We start from the raw sequence: 14790 nt of genomic DNA, 5'->3' as shown, positions 1-14790 counted from the left end.
GCTTTCGGGGATCGCCCGGGCAGGCCCCGGGGATGATCCGGGGAGATTGGGCTTTCGCCGACAAGCGCCGCGCACGGTGCGTGTTAAGGTTTTCCCCGATGCCAAAGTCCTCCAGCAACTCGCAGTTGCCACCTCCGTTGGGCCGGGACGCAGCCCTCTTCCTCGACTTCGACGGTACGCTGGTCGGGCTCGCGCCCACGCCTGAAGCCATCGAGATTCCGCCGGCCCTCGTGCCCCTGCTGGCCGACCTGCGCGACCAGCTGGGCGGCGCGCTCGCCGTGGTGTCGGGCCGCCAGATCGATTCCATCGACCGTTTCCTCGCGCCGCTGCGGCTGCCCGCGGCCGGCGAGCACGGCGTGCAGCGCCGCGACGCCGAAGGCCGCATGCAGGAGCAGCGCCCGCCCGACCTCGTGCCCATCCTCGACGTCGCCAACGAACTCGCGCGCGTGCACGAAGGCCTGCTGGTGGAGCGCAAGCACGCCGCCATCGCACTGCACTACCGGCTCGCGCCGCAGCTCGAGGCGGTGTGCCGCGACGCGATGTCGCGCGCCATCGCGAACCATCCGCAGCTGGAGCTGATGCACGGCAAGTTCGTGTTCGAGGTGAAGCCCGCGGGCGTCAACAAGGGCATCGCCATCGACGCCTTCATGACCGAGGCGCCCTTCGCGGGCCGCACGCCCGTCTTCCTCGGCGACGACACCACCGACGAGAGCGGCTTCGCCGTGGTGCAGCCGCGCGGCGGCATCGCCGTGAAGGTCGGCTCGGGGCCGAGCCTGGCGCTGCACCGCCTCGAATCGCCGCGCGCCGTGTACGAATGGCTCGTGCAGGCACGCGACATGCTCGCGGCACGGCCGCAGGACACCGCAAGCCAACCCGAAGAATCACCGAGGAGCCCCCGATGAGCGAACAACAACTGCCGGTGGCGCCCGAGGACCGCGCCGGCCAGGCGCTGGCTGGCGCGGCCGGCCCCGACGATCGCGCGCCGGTCGACGCGCAGGCGGCCGCCGCCCCCGGACCGCGAGGATTCGCGCCGCCGGCCGAGCCCTCTCTCGACGTGGGCGTGATCGGCAACTGCGCCTACAGCGCGCTCATCGACGCGCGCGGCCGCGCCGTGTGGTGCTGCCTGCCGCGCTTCGACGGCGACCCGGTGTTCAACGCCCTGCTGCACCCCGGCGAGGATGCCGGCGCCTGGAGCATCGACATCGAGAACTTCGCCGAGGCGAAGCAGTGGTACGAGCCGAACACCGCCGTGCTGCGCACGCAGCTCTTCGACAGCGCTGGCCAGGGCATCGAGATCACCGACTTCGCGCCGCGCTTCTACAGCCGCTCGCGCTACTTCCGCCCGCTGATGATCGTGCGCCGCGTGCGGCCCATCGCGGGCGCGCCGCGCATCCGCGTGTCGCTCGACCCGCGCTTCCAGTGGGGCTCGTCGGCGCCGGTGGAGGTCACGCGCGGCAGCAACCACATCCGCTACGTCGGCCCCGACGTGACGCTGCGGCTGAACACCGACGCGTCGATCTCGCACATCCTCTCGCGCCAGCCCTTCGTGCTCTCGCGCGAGTACAACTTCATGTTCGGCGTGGACGAGACGCTGATGGACGGCATCGCCGACACCGCGCGCCGCTTCGAGCAGGAGACCATCTCCTACTGGCGCACCTGGAGCAAGCGCCTGGCCATTCCCCTCGAATACCAGGACGCGGTGATCCGCGCGGCCATCACGCTGAAGCTCTCGCTGTACGAGGACACCGGCGCCATCGTCGCGGCCATGACCACCAGCATTCCCGAGGCGCCGGGCAGCCAGCGCAACTGGGACTACCGCTACTGCTGGCTGCGCGACGCCTTCTTCGTGGTGCGCGCGCTCAACTCGCTCAGCGAGGTGGGCACCATGGAGGACTACCTGCGCTGGCTCGGCAACGTGGTGATCGGCTCGCACGGCGAGCACATCCAGCCGTTGTACGGCATCGGACTGGAGCGCGAGTTGCCCGAGTCCTTCGTCGACGGGCTGCCGGGCTATCGAGGCATGGGCCCGGTGCGCGTGGGCAACCAGGCCCAGGAGCACTTCCAGCACGACGTGTACGGCAACATCGTGCTCGGCGCGGCGCAGGCCTTCCACGACCAGCGGCTGCTCAGCCGCGCGGGACTGGCGGAGTTCCCGCACCTGGAGGCGGTGGGCGAGCGGGCGGTGCGCGTCTACGGCACGCCCGACGCCGGCATGTGGGAGCTGCGCACCCGCGCGCGCGTGCACACCAGCTCGGCGCTGATGAGCTGGGCCGCCTGCGACCGGCTCGCGAAGATCGCGCGCACGCTGCAGCTGCCCGAGCGCGCCGCCTACTGGCACGGCCATGCCTCGCGCATGAAGGAAGAGATCCTCGCCAAGTCGTGGTGCGAGGAGCGCCAGGCCTTCGCCGAGAGCTTCGGCGGGCACGAGCTCGATGCGAGCATCCTGCTGATGGTGGAAGTGGGCCTGATCGACGCGCGCGACCCGCGCTTCATCTCCACCGTCGACGCGATGGAGAAGTCGTTGTGCGACGGCCCCTACATGCGCCGCTACGAGGCCGCCGACGACTTCGGCAAGCCCGAGACCGCATTCAACATCTGCACCTTCTGGCGCATCGACGCGCTGGCCAAGATCGGCCGCAAGGCCGAGGCGCGCCAGATCTTCGAGACCATGCTCGCGGCGCGCAACCCGCTGGGCCTGCTGTCGGAGGACACGCACCCGGTCACGGGCGAGATGTGGGGCAACTTTCCGCAGACCTATTCGATGGTCGGCATCATCAACGCGGCCGTGCGACTGTCCGCTCCCTGGGACTCTTGCATATGAAACAGGCCCCCCGGCTTTTCACTCGCTTCGCTCGTGCGACTCCACCCCCCGGGGGGGAGGCACGGCCCGCCTTGGGGCGGCCCGGCGGCGGCCGCAAGGAGGCTCCATGAGCCGTCTCGTCGTAGTTTCCAACCGCGTGGCCGACCCGCGCAAGCCCGCCGCCGGCGGCCTGGCCGTGGCGCTGGGCGAGAGCCTGCAGCAAAGCGGCGGCCTGTGGTTCGGCTGGAGCGGGCAGGTCATCGAGGGCGGCCCGACCGGCGAAGGCGAGCTGCACAGGCAGCAGGCCGGCAAGGTCACGCTCGCCACCCTCGACCTGAGCCGCGAGGACCACGACAGCTACTACCTCGGCTACAGCAACGACGTGCTCTGGCCGGTGTTCCACAACCGGCTCGACCTGGCGCACTTCGACGCCGGCTTCGTCGGCGGCTACCGGCGCGTGAACCAGCTGTTCGCGCGCAAGCTGCTGCCGCTGCTGAAGGAAGACGACATCATCTGGGTGCACGACTACCACCTGATCCCGCTGGCGGCCGAGCTGCGCGCCATGGGCTGCAGGCAGCGCATCGGCTTCTTCCTGCACATTCCGCTGCCGCCGCAGATCATCACCGCGGCCATCCCGCAGCACGAGTGGCTGATGCGCTCGCTGTTCGCCTACGACCTGATCGGCTTCCAGGCGCAGCAGGACGTGCAGCACTTCGAGCACTACGTGCGCAACGAGGCCAACGGCGAGTACCTGGGCGACGAGATGTACCGCGCCTACGGGCAGACGGTGCGCGCCGCCGCCTTCCCCATCGGCATCGACGTGGACGAGTTCGCTGCGCTCACGCATGCGAAGGAGTCGCGCGACATGTACGAGACCATGAAGCGCGAGTATTCGCAGCGTCGGCTGCTGCTGGGCATCGACCGGCTCGACTATTCGAAAGGCATTCCGCAGCGCGTGCGCTCGTTCCGCGAGCTGCTGGCGAACTACCCCGAGAACCGGCGCAGCGCCACGCTGATCCAGATCGCCTCGCCCACGCGCGAGACAGTCGACGCGTATGCAGACATCCGGCGCGAGCTCGAATCGCTGTGCGGCGCCATCAACGGCGACTACGGCGAGCTCGACTGGATGCCGGTGCGCTACATCCACCGCATGGTGGCGCGCAAGCGCGTGCCGGGGCTGTGCCGCGCGGCGGCCGTGGGGCTGGTGACGCCGCTGCGCGACGGCATGAACCTCGTCGCGAAGGAATACATCGCGGCGCAGGACCCGGCCGACCCCGGCGTGCTGGTGCTGTCGCGCTTCGCGGGGGCGGCCGAGCAGCTGAGGGAAGCGCTGCTGGTGAATCCCTACGACACGCACGGCACGGCGGAGACCGTGCAGCAGGCGCTGCAGATGCCGCTGGAAGAGCGGCGCGAGCGGCACCAGAAGCTGCTGTCGCGCATCCGCGAGCAGGACATCCACTGGTGGCGGCGCAGCTTTCTCGATGCGCTGCGCGAGGCGGCGAGCGAGCGCTGAGCCCCCGCCAGCTACCAGCCGGCTACCAGCCGGTCAGCAGCCGCACGAACCGCATCACGGGCCGGGCCTCGGCCACCGCGGCCCTCGGCGCCCGCCGCACGGACAGCGGCGCGTGCACCCTCAGGTGCACCGGCGTCAGCGCCGACACCTCGATCCAGCCGCCGTGCGGCAGCCGGTGCACGTCGCCCTCCTCGAGCGGCGTCTCAGTCATGAACACGGTCTCGCCCAGCCAGCCGGGCGGCGAGACCACGCGGGCACGTCCTTCGGCCAGGTGCAGCCATGCGCCGGCATCGACCGGCAGGCGCAGGGACTGCCCGGGTTCGAGAACGATGGAATCGGGCGCTTGGGAGAGTGTGGTGATCATGGCGGACCTCGGAAGAACGAGGCTTCATCGTAGGAATCCGGGCGCCCGAAAAACAGGCACACGCAGTGGCTATTGCAGCCGTAACAGCCGAGCCGGAAACGCATCTGTTATGGTCGTTTTCCCAGCCAACTGCATCTGTTTTCGGATGCCCGATGCGGGGAACATCGACGCCATGGATTCGCTACCGCTCTACCGCCAGCTTTCCGCGCACTACGTGGATGCGATCCACACCGGCTCGCTCAAGCAGGGCGACAAGCTGCCGTCGTTGCGCAGCCTGATGCGGCTGCACGACATCAGCCTGTCGACCGCGCTGCAGGTCTGCCGCGCCATGGAAAGCGACGGCTGGGTCGAGGCGCGCGACCGCTCCGGGTATTTCGTGCGCCGGCCGCAGCGGCTGGCCATCGCGCCCATGGAAGAGCCCGTGGCCGACGTGCCGCCCGATCCGGCGCAGTTCGTCAGCATGCGCGCGCGCATGGCCAACTTCATGGCGCGCGGCCGGCACACCGGCGTGAAGCTCAACTTCGCCATCGCCCGCGCGGCGCCCGAGCTGTATCCCGCCGAGGCCCTGCGCAACTCGATGACGCGCGCGCTGCGACAGCGGCCCGAGCTGCTGACCACCGCCTCTTCGCAGAAGGGCCACGAGCAGTTCCGCGAGGCCGTGGCGCAGCGCAGCCTGCGCATCGGCATGACGGTGCCGCCCGACGAGGTGCTCGTCACCAACGGCTGCATCGAGGCGCTGAACCTCGCGCTGCGCGCCATCGCGAAGCCCGGCGACACGGTGGCCGTGGAGTCGCCCACCTTCTACGGCCTGCTGCAGGTGCTCGAGAGCCTCGGCCTTCGCGCGCTGGAGATTCCCACCAGCCCGCAGACCGGCATCTCGCTGGAAGCGCTCGACCTCGCCATCCACACCTACGACGACATCAAGGCCGTGGTGGTGGTGCCGCACCTGCAGAACCCGATCGGCAGCGTGATGCCCGACAGCCACAAGCAGCGGCTCGCGCACCTGTGCGAGAGCCACGGCATCGCGCTCGTCGAGGACGACACCTACAGCGACCTCGTGGAGAGCGACGCGCCGCTGCGCGCCCTGAAGTCGTGGGACCGCACGGGCAACGTGATCTATTGCGCCTCGCTGCACAAGGTGCTGGCGCCGGGGCTGCGGCTGGGCTGGATCACCGCCGGGCGCTGGCACGCGCAGGTGGAGATGCTCAAGTACGCCCAGACCCGCAACAACGAGGCGCTGGCGCAGATCGCCGCGGGCGAGTACATCGCGGGCGGCGCCTACGACCGCCACCTGCGCCGGCTGCGCGAGCGGCTGCATGTGCAGCGCGACCAGACGGCCGACGCCATCGCCAGGTACTTCCCGGCGGGCACGCGCATGAACCTGCCGCGCGGCGGGCTCCAGCTGTGGGTGGAGCTGCCGGGGCAGCGCTCGTCGGTGAACGTGTTCGATGCCGCGCTGCGCGAGCAGATGCTGGTGGCGCCGGGCGCGCAGTTCTCGAACTCGGGGCGCTTCGACAACTACCTGCGCATCAACTGCGGCTGGCCGTATTCCGATGCCGTCGAGGCCGGGCTGCGGCGGCTCGGCGAGATCGTGTCGGCCGTGCGGCCGGCGAACTAGGGCCGGTCGACCCGGCTAACCCCGTTCAGACGATGTAGAACAGCACGGCGTCGCGCCTCGAGGCTGCGCCGGCGAAGAAGCGCTTGACGCCTTCCATGAAGTCCGCGAGGTCCTGCGCGCCGTCCTGCCAGACCTTGGCCCAGTAAAGCTCGCCGAACTTCGCCGGCTCGCCCGTGAAGCGGCCCACGAGTTCGCTGACGTCGCATTGCGCGAGCCGCGCCGCCGCGCGCTCCACGTGGGCGGCCGTGAGATAGATGCAGCCCAGCCCGTCGGTGCCGTCGAGTTCCTCGCCGTCGATCGCCTCGGGCATCAGGGTGCGCACCACGTCCCAGGCCTGCTCCACCGTCTGGCTGTCGTGCGGACCGCCCTGCGCGGCGGGCGAGTTCAGGAAGCCGGAGACGGTGGACGGGTCGATCACCAGCGCGCGCAGCCGGTAGCGATCGAGCGCGTAGAAGGCGGCGCCGATGCTCATGTACTCGGTTCCATGCGCGCCGCACGCGCCACGGCTGCCAGCGCGATGCTCACGCTTTCGATGTTGCGCTGCGCGTTGTCGATGTTCCGGAAATGATCGGGCGTGCAGATCTGGTTGAGCAGCAGCGTGCGCTTGAAGTGCAGCAGCGCCTGGCGCAGGTCGCCCTCTTCCTGCGCGATCAGGCCCAGGTCGTTGTGGGCATTGGCGGCCGTCGCCGAAATGCCGCGGCAGCTGCGCTGCTGGATGTCGAGCGAGCGCTCGAACAGCTCCCGAGCCCGGACGAAGTCGCGGCGCGACATGTGCAGGCTGGCGAAGTTGTTGAGCATGTCGGAGTGCAGTTCGGTGTCGCCCTCGCCCGGCGGGAGCTTGTCGAGATGCACCAGGGCGCGGGCATAGCAGAGCTCGGCCTTCACGTCCTGCCCTGACTCGGCATAGAGGAACGCCAGGTTGTTGAAGGCGCGCACCACGCCGTCGCTGGAGCCGCCCCCGGCCTCGGACACCGCCATGGCGATGGTCTTCTTGTAGAGCGCCTCGGCCTCGTCGGCCCGCCCGGCCGCGGCGTGCAGCAGCGCGAGCGTGTTGGTCGGCCCGCGTCGCCAGCTGTCGTCGAGGCCCAGCTGGCCGATCATCGCGATGGCTTCGTCCGCCGATGCCTGGGCCTTTTCGTTCCAGCGCAGCCGGCGGCACAGTTCGGCATGGCTGGACAGGTGCAGCACCACGGTCTTGTCGGGACCGCCGTGCAAACGCCGGCTGGCGGCGACGGCTTCGGCGCAGAGCTTCTCGGCGCTCTGCAGGTCGCCCTGGGCGAGCGCATCGCGGTAACGCGCCTCGCGATCGTCGAGCAGGTTCAGCAGCGCGCCCTGTTCGTCGGAGGTCGCGCCTCGCGCCTTGCGCTGCTCGATGCCGACCAGCGTCAGGTCGAGCGCCTTGCGGGCGACGTCCATGTCCTCGGCGGGCATGCCGATCTTGCGGCCGATGGAAAGGCTTTCCTCGAGGCTGGCCCGCGCCTTGTCGAAAGCATCGACGCGGTAGCAGGCCTGGCCGAGCATGCACAGGGTCATGGCGAGGTTCTGGTGCGGCCCCCTGAACACGCGGCGCATGGCCGCGACGATCTGCTCGCCGATGGCGACAGCTTGCCCCCAGTCGCCGGCCTCGGCGGCGGCCACGAAGCGCTCCTGCAGTTTGTTGGCTTCGGCCAGGGCGGCGAGGTCAAAGTCCTTTGCGGCGTCCCTCGGCGCGGGGCGGCGGGTGGCCTGGCGCGCGGCGGGGGCGTCATCGCCATCGCCATCGCCGTCCATTGCTCCAGTTCCGCCTTCCTTCAATTGCTTCAGGCGCCGGTGAACCCACCAGAGATCGAACAACAGCCACGGCAGCAGCACCATGAGACAGAAGCGCGAACCCGGCAGGCCCGCGAGCCCGTAGAGCAGCAGCCCCAGTTGCGCCGCGCCGCCCAGGTAGCTCCCCAGATAGAAACGATGCGCTCCGATGAAGCCTCCCACCAGCCACAGCAGCCAGGCGAAGGAGGAGCGGCGAGGCGACGGGGTCATGGTTCCGCCGATGGTTCTGGTGTTGCGTGCCGCCGGTGCCGGTCAGTCGAGCAGCGCGAGCGCCGCGTAGTCGCCGACCTTGTCGCCCAGGCCCGCCGGGACGAGGCGCACGCCCTGCGTGAGCGGCGGCAGCTTGCCGTCGACCTGCGCCTGCAGCTTCGGCAGCAGGAAGTCGCGGTGGTGCCAGAACACGCTGCCGCCCAGGCTGATGCGCTGCAGGTCGAGCGTGGCGATCAGGTTGTAGAGCATGCGGCCCATCACGCGGCACAGCGCATCGACGATTTCCAGCGAATGCCGCTCGCCGGCCGCCGCCGAACTGAAGAGATCGGCCGCGGGCTGGCCGAAGCGCCGCGCGATCGAGTTGCCGGCGATCAGCCCCTCGACATCACCCACGTTGCCACAGCCGCACAGCGCACCGCTGGCGTCGTCGACCACGAAGCTGTGGCCCGCGTGGCCGGCATTGCCGTTCTTTCCGCGCAGCGCGCGGCCGTCCACGCACAGGCCGACGCCCACGCCGGTGCTCCAGGTGACGTAGGCGCAGTCGTCCATGCCCTTGAGCGCGCCCCAGTGGCGCTCGGCCTCCAGCGCGGCCACCGCGTCGTTCTCGACCCGCACGCGGGCGAAGCGTTTCGCCAGCGGGGCCTCGACCAGCGCGGTCATCCAGTTGTTGGGCAGGCCCCGAGCCGGGCCGGCGATGCCGCCGCAGATATTGGGCGTGGCCAGTTCGACCTTGCCGTCGCGCAGCTCGAAAGGTCCGGCCGACGACACGCCCACGCGGTCGATGGACGCAGCATCGACCCCCTGCTCCGCGCAGACCTCGTCGATCATCCGCATGATCTGCACAGCCACCGCGTCGTTGTCGCCGGTCTTGGCCGTGGGCTCGCTGCGGCGGCCGATCAGCGGCGCGTCGCTCGAAGCGGAAAGGCTCACGGCCACCTTGGTGCCGCCGATGTCTACGCAGGCTCTCATCGCAGTTTGTCTTTTCCTTGTTTCTCGTCTCTACAGGAGGCGCGCGACCAGCGCCGCGATCATGCTGAGCACGATGGTGCTCGCGATCGGCAGCTGCCACTCGCGCCCGAAGGCACGGAACTCGAAATCGCCCGGCAGGCGACCGAAGCCGAAGCGGCGCAGCCAGGCGGTCAGGCCGCTCATGAGCACCAGCGCGAGGACGACGACGATCAGCCAGCGGAACATAAGGCGACAGTCTAGGCCGAGAGAATGGCCATGGCTTGCCGGTGGAGTTCGGGCGTTGCCGCGGCGATCACCCGTCCGTCGGACTTCAGGCCCAGCGGCTGGCCCTGCCAGTCGGTGATGACGCCGCCGGCCGCCTCGATCAGCCCGGCCGGGCCGAGGTAGTCGTAGGGCTGCAGGCCGGTCTCGACCACGAGGTCGATGGTGCCGCCAGCCAGCTGGGCGTAGCCGTAGCAGTCGCCGCCGAAGCGGCGCATCGCGCACTGGCGGCTGAGCCTGTCGAAGGCGCTCCAGTCGGCCGGCGCGAAGATGTCGGGCGAGGTGGTGACGATGCGGGCCTTGGCCACTTCGGTGCAGCCGCTCACGCGCACGGGCTGGCCGTCGCGCGTGGCGCCCTGGCCTGCCACGCCGATCCAGCGCTCCTTGAGCACCGGCATGTCGATCATGCCCAGCGCCACGCGGCCGCCCTGCAGCACGCCGATCAGCGTGCCCCACAGCGGCGAGCCGGTGATGAAGCTGCGCGTGCCGTCGATGGGGTCGAGCACCCAGACACGGTCGGCATCGAGCCGCTCGGGGCCGTGCTCCTCGCCGTAGATGCCGTCGGCCGGCACGCGCGCGCCGAGGATCTCGCGCATGGCCGTCTCGGCGGCGCGGTCGGCCAGCGTGACGGGGCTTTCGTCGGCCTTGGTGATGATGTCCAGCGGCGTGCGGAAGTAGTGCATCGACTTGGCGGCGGCGGCATCGGCCAGCGCTTCGGCGATCGGCGAGAGGTCGGAAATGGAAGAGCTCATGGAAGAGTGAGAAACGCGTGCCAAAACGTGCAATTAGACCCGAGCCGGGCCGGGTTTGACATGCCGGGCCGGCCAGCCCTAGCATGGCCCGAAATTTGCCAGGGACTACGACAAATGGCTTCTTTCACCCACCTTCGCTCGGCGCTGCTGGCCCTCGTGCTCGGCGCCTCGACCCTGCTGGCCCACGCCACGCCCTCCGATACGGAAGACAAACTGATCGACACGCTGATCCAGCGCGTCTCGAGGATGAGCTCAATGATCTTCCTGCGCAACGGCAGCGAATACAACGCCGCCGACGCCGCCAAGCACATGCAGGCGAAGTACGACTACTTCAAAAAGGAACTGCTCACGGCCGAGGACTTCATCGAGCGCTGCGCCTCGCGCTCGGAAATGACCGGACAGGCCTACAAGGTGAAGCTCACCAACGGCACGGTGCGCGACGCCAACGAATTCCTCAACGGCGAGCTGCGCGCGCTGCGGCAGGCCGCAGGGCCGAAGAAGGCGGGCGGCTAGCCGAGCAGCTAGCGCTGCTGCCCCCAGCGCCGCACCGTCAGCCGCTCCAGCGTCCTGAAGCCCAGGCTCTCGACCAGCAGGCCGATCAGCACCACCAGCGCGAGGCCCGCGAACACGCGGTCGGTGTAGAGCTCGTTGCGGTTCTGGAAGATGTACCAGCCCAGCCCGCCCTTGCCCGACGAGGCCCCGAACACCAGCTCCGCCGCGATCAGCGTGCGCCAGGCAAAGGCCCAGCCGATCTTCAGCCCCGACAGGATCGACGGCAGCGCCGCCGGCACCAGGATCTGCAGCACGTAGCGCAGGCCCCTGAGCCCGTAGTTGCGCCCCGCCATGCGCAGCGTGTCGGGCACGCCCTGGAAGCCCGCGTACGTGTTGAGCGCCAGCGGCCACAGCACCGAATGGATCAGCACGAACACCAGGCTGCCGCGCCCCAGCCCAAACCACAGCAGCGCCAGCGGCAGCAGCGCGATGGCGGGCAGCGGGTTGAACATGGAGGTGAGCGTGTCCAGCAGGTCGCGGCCGATGCGCGTGGACACGGCGAGCGTGGTGAGCGCGAAGGCCAGCAGCACGCCGGCGATGTAGCCCTGCAGCAGCACGGCCAGCGAGATGCGCACCTTCTCGATCAGCTCGCCGCTCGCGAGGCCGTCGAACAGCGCCGCCGCCGTGGCGGTGAAGGTGGGCAGCAGCAGGTCGTTGTTCTGCCAGCGGGCGGCCAGTTCCCACAGCGCGGCGATGATGGCGAGGATCAGGCCCTTGCGCAGCCATGCCTGCGACCAGATGCGCTCGCCCAGCGGCGGCCGGCGCTCGAGCGGCACTTCGGTGAAGGGCTCGAGCGTGCGCTCGTACTCGGGACGAATCGGCGGGACGACGGCGCTCATGCGGCGGCCTCCCCGGTTTCTTCCTCGAACAGCATGTCGTGGATACGCTGCGCCGTACCCTGGAATTCCGCGCCGCCCAGACTGTCGAGCGTGAAGGCATGGCTGTTGATCTCGGCGCGCATGCGCCCCGGATGCGGCGACAGCAGCGCGATGCGGTTGCCCACCACCAGCGCCTCCTCGATGGAGTGGGTGACGAACAGCAGCGTGAATCGCACCTCGTCCCACAGCTCGAGCAGCTCCTGCTGCATCCTGCGGCGCGTGAGCGCATCGAGCGCGGCGAAAGGCTCGTCCATCAGCAGCACGCGCGGCTGCATCGCGAGCGCACGCGCGATCGCCACGCGCTGCTTCATGCCACCCGAAAGCTGGTGCGGATGCACGTCGGCGAACTTCGAGAGGCCGACCTTGTCGAGGTAGTGCAGCGCGCGCTCGGCCGCTTCCTTCCTGCCGAGCGTGCGGGAGGCCAGCAGCGGGAACATCACGTTCTGCTTCACCGTCTTCCACGGCGGCAGTTGGTCGAACTCCTGGAACACGACGATGCGGTCGGGCCCGGGCTGCGCCACGCGCCGGCCGTCGAGACGGATCTCGCCCTCGACCGGCGGAATGAAGCCGGCCACCGCCTTCAGCAGCGTGGACTTGCCGCAGCCCGAGGGGCCGAGCAACACGAAGCGGTCGGCGGCATGGACGTCGAAGCTCACGCGATGCGTGGCGCGCACGACGCGCTCGGGGGTGCGGTATTCGAGGCTGACGTTGTCGACCTGCAGCAGCGGTGCACTGTCTTGCCCCCTCTCCCGCTCGCGGGAGAGGCTCGGGGTGAGGACTGGCGGCGATGCCGGTGGCTCCCCCCTCACCCCCGCCCTCTCCCGATGGGAGAGGGAGTCAACCCGCGAATCCAGAACCGCTGCCGTGCTCACTCAATTCCCCGACACGTTCTGCGCATCGTCGAAGAAGTAGTCCTTCACCGAAGCCGGCTTGTTCTTGATCGCCCCCACGCGGTGCATGAACTCGGCCAGCGGATAGGTGTTCTGCGGCGTGGTCTTGAACTGCACCTCGGGGTTCTTGATGATCTTCAGCAGCAGGTCGCGGTCGAGCTTCGCGTTGCTCACCTTCAGGTAGATGTCCGCGGCCTTCTCGGGGTTGGCGGTGACGAACTTCGCCGCCTCGTCGAGCGCATCGACGAAAGCCTTGTACGTCTTCGGGTTCTCGCTGCGGAATTTCTCCGTGGCGTAGAGCACCGTCGCCGACGACGGGCCGCCCAGCACCTGGTACGAGTTGAGCACGATGCGCGCATTCGGGTTGCCAGCGAGCTCCTGCTCCTGGAACGGCGGATTGCCGAAATGCCCCGTGATCTCCGTGCCGCCCTTGATGATGGCCGCCGCCGCATCGGGGTGCGGCACCGCCACGCTGATCTTGTCGAGCCTGTTGAACTCCTTGTCACCCCACAGTTTTGCCGAGGCGAACTGCAGCACGCGCGACTGCACCGACACGCCCACTGCGGGCAGCGCGATGCGGTCCTTGTCGGTGAAGTCGGCGATCGACTTCACGTTCGGGTTGTTGGTCACCAGGTAGTACGGGAAGTTGCCCAGCGAGGCCACGCCCTTCACGTTCTGCTTGCCCTTGGTACGGTCCCACAGCGTGAGCAGCGGCCCCACTCCTGCACCGGCGATCTCGATGTTGCCCGACAGCAGCGCGTCGTTCACAGCCGAGCCGCCCGAGAGCTTGACCCACTCGACCTTGGCGTCGACACCGGCGGCCTTCGCGTGCTTCTCGATGAGCTTCTGCTCCTGCGCCACGTTCAGCAGCAGGTAGACGATGCCGAACTGCTCGGCGATGCGGATCTGGCCTTCGGCATGCGCCGAAAGGCTGCCGGACAGGAGGCCGAGGCCGGCGACGAGCGCCGCGGCTTTGCGGGTGAAGCGGTTCATTGGATCGGGAATCGAGAGAGAAGAAGAATCAGAAAGGCGTGTCGCCGACGATGGTGGTGCGGTTCAGGCGGCGGCGCAGATGGTCGGGCGTGCCGGCCGCGAGATGCATCAGCGAGCGGTTGTCCCAGAACACGAGGTCGTGCGGCGCCCATGTGTGGCGATACACGAACTCGGGCTTGACGCTGTGCGCGAACAGCTCCGCGAGCAGCGCGTCGCTCTCGTCCTGCGGCAGGCCGACGATGCGCGTCGTGAAATGCTCGCTGACGAAGAGCGCCTTGCGCCCCGTCTCCGGGTGCGTGCGCACCACGGGCTGCACCGCAGGTGCGACCTGGTCGATCTGCGCCTGCGAGAGCTTGGGCCGCCACGGGTTCTTGGCGCGCAGCTCTTCGTACTTGGCGAGGTAGCTGTGCTCGGCCTTCAGCGGCAGGATGCGCTGCTGCAGCTCGGGGCTCAGCGATTCCCATGCGAGATGCTGGTCGGCGAAGAGCGTGTCGCCGCCTTCGCTCGGAAGCTCCTGCGCGTGCAGCAGCGAGCCGAGGCTGGGCTTGGGCTTGTACGAAATGTCCGAGTGCCAGTAGACGCCGGCGTCGCCGAGACCGATGGGCTCGCCGTTCTCCTTGATGTTGGAGACGATGAGGATCTCGGGGTGGTCCTTGAGCTGGAACTGGTGGAGGACGTGGATCTCGAGAGGGCCGAAGCGGCGGCTGAAATCGATGTGCTCCTGGGGGGTGATCTGCTGGTCGCGGAATACCAGGACGTGGTGGTCGAGGTGGGCCTTGTGGATTCGGGCGAAGTCTTCGGTGGTGATGGGCTTCGAGATGTCGAGGCCTACGACCTCGGCTCCTACGGGGGCGGGGAAGGGGCGGATCTCGAAGTGCTGCGCTGCGGTGTTGGCAACGCTGCTGGAGGGGACGGCAGTCATGCCGGGAATGTAGGGGGCGGGGTGTCGTTCGCCAACGAACTCTTCGTTGCTAGCTTATGACTATGTAATTTCGCCGGAGTTTGGTTTGGGTTCCGGGGCCGGGTCTCGGCCCGGCGGCCGACCTACTTTTCTTTGCTTCGCCAAAGAAAAGTAGGCAAAAGAAAGGCGACCCTACTGTCTGCGTCCCTTCGCTTCGCTACGGGCAACCTGCGGTGCTCGACGTAGGAGGGGGTCCGCAGAACTCGCTTCGCTCAGACAG

The 14790-nt window shown here is 68.9% G+C and carries 15 protein-coding genes; 5 read left to right on the top strand and 10 right to left on the bottom strand.

The genetic code is table 11. The features are described 5' to 3' along the window. Positions 1–98: 98 nt before the first annotated feature. The 3 genes from otsB to otsA all read left to right on the top strand — a co-directional run bounded on the left by otsB (position 99) and on the right by otsA (position 4313). Entirely contained in the window at positions 99–902 is an 804-nt protein-coding gene (gene otsB / locus EJP69_RS09695; RefSeq protein ID WP_093196798.1) for a trehalose-phosphatase, read from the top strand. Next, entirely contained in the window at positions 899–2821 is a 1923-nt protein-coding gene (locus tag EJP69_RS09690; RefSeq protein ID WP_093196800.1) for a glycoside hydrolase family 15 protein, read from the top strand. Before otsB ends, EJP69_RS09690 begins: the two co-directional genes overlap by 4 nt. A 106-nt stretch (positions 2822–2927) precedes the next feature. Beyond that, positions 2928–4313 (top strand): alpha,alpha-trehalose-phosphate synthase (UDP-forming), encoded by a 1386-nt coding sequence (gene otsA / locus EJP69_RS09685; RefSeq protein WP_126469707.1) that lies wholly within the window; start codon positions 2928–2930, stop codon positions 4311–4313. 22 nt (positions 4314–4335) lie between these two features. On the opposite strand, the gene EJP69_RS09680 is transcribed toward otsA, so the two are convergent. Beyond that, positions 4336–4677 carry a hypothetical protein gene (locus EJP69_RS09680; protein ID WP_126469705.1) on the bottom strand — a complete coding sequence of 114 codons (342 nt, stop codon included), beginning with the start codon at positions 4675–4677 and terminating at the stop codon, positions 4336–4338. A gap of 172 nt (positions 4678–4849) precedes the next feature. On the opposite strand from EJP69_RS09680, the gene EJP69_RS09675 reads away from it, so the two are divergent. Continuing rightward, the gene (locus EJP69_RS09675; RefSeq protein WP_126469703.1) at positions 4850–6295 is read left to right on the top strand and encodes an aminotransferase-like domain-containing protein; all 1446 of its coding nucleotides are present in this window, start codon (positions 4850–4852) and stop codon (positions 6293–6295) included. Positions 6296–6320: 25 nt separating this feature from the next. Here the strand turns inward: EJP69_RS09675 and EJP69_RS09670 are convergent, their stop codons facing one another. Genes EJP69_RS09670 through hisN form a run of 5 tightly spaced genes read right to left on the bottom strand, consistent with a single transcriptional unit; the run spans position 6321 to position 10296 of the window. Beyond that, positions 6321–6767: a DUF1877 family protein gene (locus EJP69_RS09670; RefSeq protein WP_126469701.1), complete on the bottom strand. Its 447-nt coding sequence runs from the start codon at positions 6765–6767 to the stop codon at positions 6321–6323. Beyond that, positions 6764–8314 carry a tetratricopeptide repeat protein gene (locus EJP69_RS09665; protein ID WP_126469699.1) on the bottom strand — a complete coding sequence of 517 codons (1551 nt, stop codon included), beginning with the start codon at positions 8312–8314 and terminating at the stop codon, positions 6764–6766. The genes EJP69_RS09670 and EJP69_RS09665 overlap by 4 nt, the downstream gene beginning before the upstream one ends. A 42-nt stretch (positions 8315–8356) precedes the next feature. Next, positions 8357–9283 (bottom strand): ROK family protein, encoded by a 927-nt coding sequence (locus EJP69_RS09660; RefSeq protein ID WP_093196810.1) that lies wholly within the window; start codon positions 9281–9283, stop codon positions 8357–8359. Between the two features lie 30 nt (positions 9284–9313). After that, entirely contained in the window at positions 9314–9508 is a 195-nt protein-coding gene (locus EJP69_RS09655; protein ID WP_093196812.1) for a DUF2905 domain-containing protein, read from the bottom strand. A gap of 11 nt (positions 9509–9519) precedes the next feature. Then, complete coding sequence (hisN, locus tag EJP69_RS09650) at positions 9520–10296, bottom strand: histidinol-phosphatase (protein ID WP_093196814.1); 777 nt, start codon at positions 10294–10296, stop codon at positions 9520–9522. A 114-nt stretch (positions 10297–10410) separates the two neighbouring features. Between hisN and EJP69_RS09645 the strand changes: the two genes are divergently transcribed. Next, positions 10411–10809 carry a DUF5329 family protein gene (locus EJP69_RS09645; RefSeq protein WP_126469697.1) on the top strand — a complete coding sequence of 133 codons (399 nt, stop codon included), beginning with the start codon at positions 10411–10413 and terminating at the stop codon, positions 10807–10809. Positions 10810–10817: 8 nt separating this feature from the next. Here EJP69_RS09645 and EJP69_RS09640 read toward each other — a convergent pair whose 3' ends face one another. The 4 genes from EJP69_RS09640 to EJP69_RS09625 all read right to left on the bottom strand — a co-directional run bounded on the left by EJP69_RS09640 (position 10818) and on the right by EJP69_RS09625 (position 14531). Continuing rightward, a complete protein-coding gene (locus EJP69_RS09640) occupies positions 10818–11687 on the bottom strand; it encodes an ABC transporter permease (protein WP_126469695.1) in 870 nt (289 codons plus the stop codon). Next, positions 11684–12535: an ABC transporter ATP-binding protein gene (locus EJP69_RS09635; RefSeq protein WP_420824208.1), complete on the bottom strand. Its 852-nt coding sequence runs from the start codon at positions 12533–12535 to the stop codon at positions 11684–11686. Before EJP69_RS09635 ends, EJP69_RS09640 begins: the two co-directional genes overlap by 4 nt. 63 nt (positions 12536–12598) lie before the next feature. Next, a complete protein-coding gene (locus EJP69_RS09630) occupies positions 12599–13609 on the bottom strand; it encodes an ABC transporter substrate-binding protein (RefSeq protein WP_126469693.1) in 1011 nt (336 codons plus the stop codon). A 28-nt stretch (positions 13610–13637) separates the two neighbouring features. Next, the gene (locus tag EJP69_RS09625) at positions 13638–14531 is read right to left on the bottom strand and encodes a TauD/TfdA dioxygenase family protein (protein WP_093196822.1); all 894 of its coding nucleotides are present in this window, start codon (positions 14529–14531) and stop codon (positions 13638–13640) included. Between the last annotated feature and the right edge of the window lie 259 nt (positions 14532–14790).

It is taken from the genome of Variovorax gossypii (assembly GCF_003965815.1).
Classification (GTDB): Bacteria; Pseudomonadota; Gammaproteobacteria; order Burkholderiales; family Burkholderiaceae_C; genus Variovorax; species Variovorax gossypii.
This window is presented reverse-complemented; position numbering and strand designations above follow the sequence as displayed.

Bases quoted from the DNA above. Each gene is read 5' to 3' on its own strand.
- otsB (WP_093196798.1), top strand. From the start codon at position 99: ATGCCAAAGTCCTCCAGCAACTCGCAGTTGCCACCTCCGTTGGGCCGG.
- EJP69_RS09675 (WP_126469703.1), top strand. From the start codon at position 4,850: ATGGATTCGCTACCGCTCTACCGCCAGCTTTCCGCGCACTACGTGGAT.
- EJP69_RS09665 (WP_126469699.1), bottom strand. From the start codon at position 8,314: ATGACCCCGTCGCCTCGCCGCTCCTCCTTCGCCTGGCTGCTGTGGCTG.
- EJP69_RS09690 (WP_093196800.1), top strand. From the start codon at position 899: ATGAGCGAACAACAACTGCCGGTGGCGCCCGAGGACCGCGCCGGCCAG.
- EJP69_RS09640 (WP_126469695.1), bottom strand. From the start codon at position 11,687: ATGAGCGCCGTCGTCCCGCCGATTCGTCCCGAGTACGAGCGCACGCTC.
- EJP69_RS09670 (WP_126469701.1), bottom strand. From the start codon at position 6,767: ATGAGCATCGGCGCCGCCTTCTACGCGCTCGATCGCTACCGGCTGCGC.
- hisN (WP_093196814.1), bottom strand. From the start codon at position 10,296: ATGAGCTCTTCCATTTCCGACCTCTCGCCGATCGCCGAAGCGCTGGCC.
- EJP69_RS09625 (WP_093196822.1), bottom strand. From the start codon at position 14,531: ATGACTGCCGTCCCCTCCAGCAGCGTTGCCAACACCGCAGCGCAGCAC.
- EJP69_RS09660 (WP_093196810.1), bottom strand. From the start codon at position 9,283: ATGAGAGCCTGCGTAGACATCGGCGGCACCAAGGTGGCCGTGAGCCTT.
- EJP69_RS09655 (WP_093196812.1), bottom strand. From the start codon at position 9,508: ATGTTCCGCTGGCTGATCGTCGTCGTCCTCGCGCTGGTGCTCATGAGC.
- EJP69_RS09630 (WP_126469693.1), bottom strand. From the start codon at position 13,609: ATGAACCGCTTCACCCGCAAAGCCGCGGCGCTCGTCGCCGGCCTCGGC.
- EJP69_RS09680 (WP_126469705.1), bottom strand. From the start codon at position 4,677: ATGATCACCACACTCTCCCAAGCGCCCGATTCCATCGTTCTCGAACCC.
- otsA (WP_126469707.1), top strand. From the start codon at position 2,928: ATGAGCCGTCTCGTCGTAGTTTCCAACCGCGTGGCCGACCCGCGCAAG.
- EJP69_RS09645 (WP_126469697.1), top strand. From the start codon at position 10,411: ATGGCTTCTTTCACCCACCTTCGCTCGGCGCTGCTGGCCCTCGTGCTC.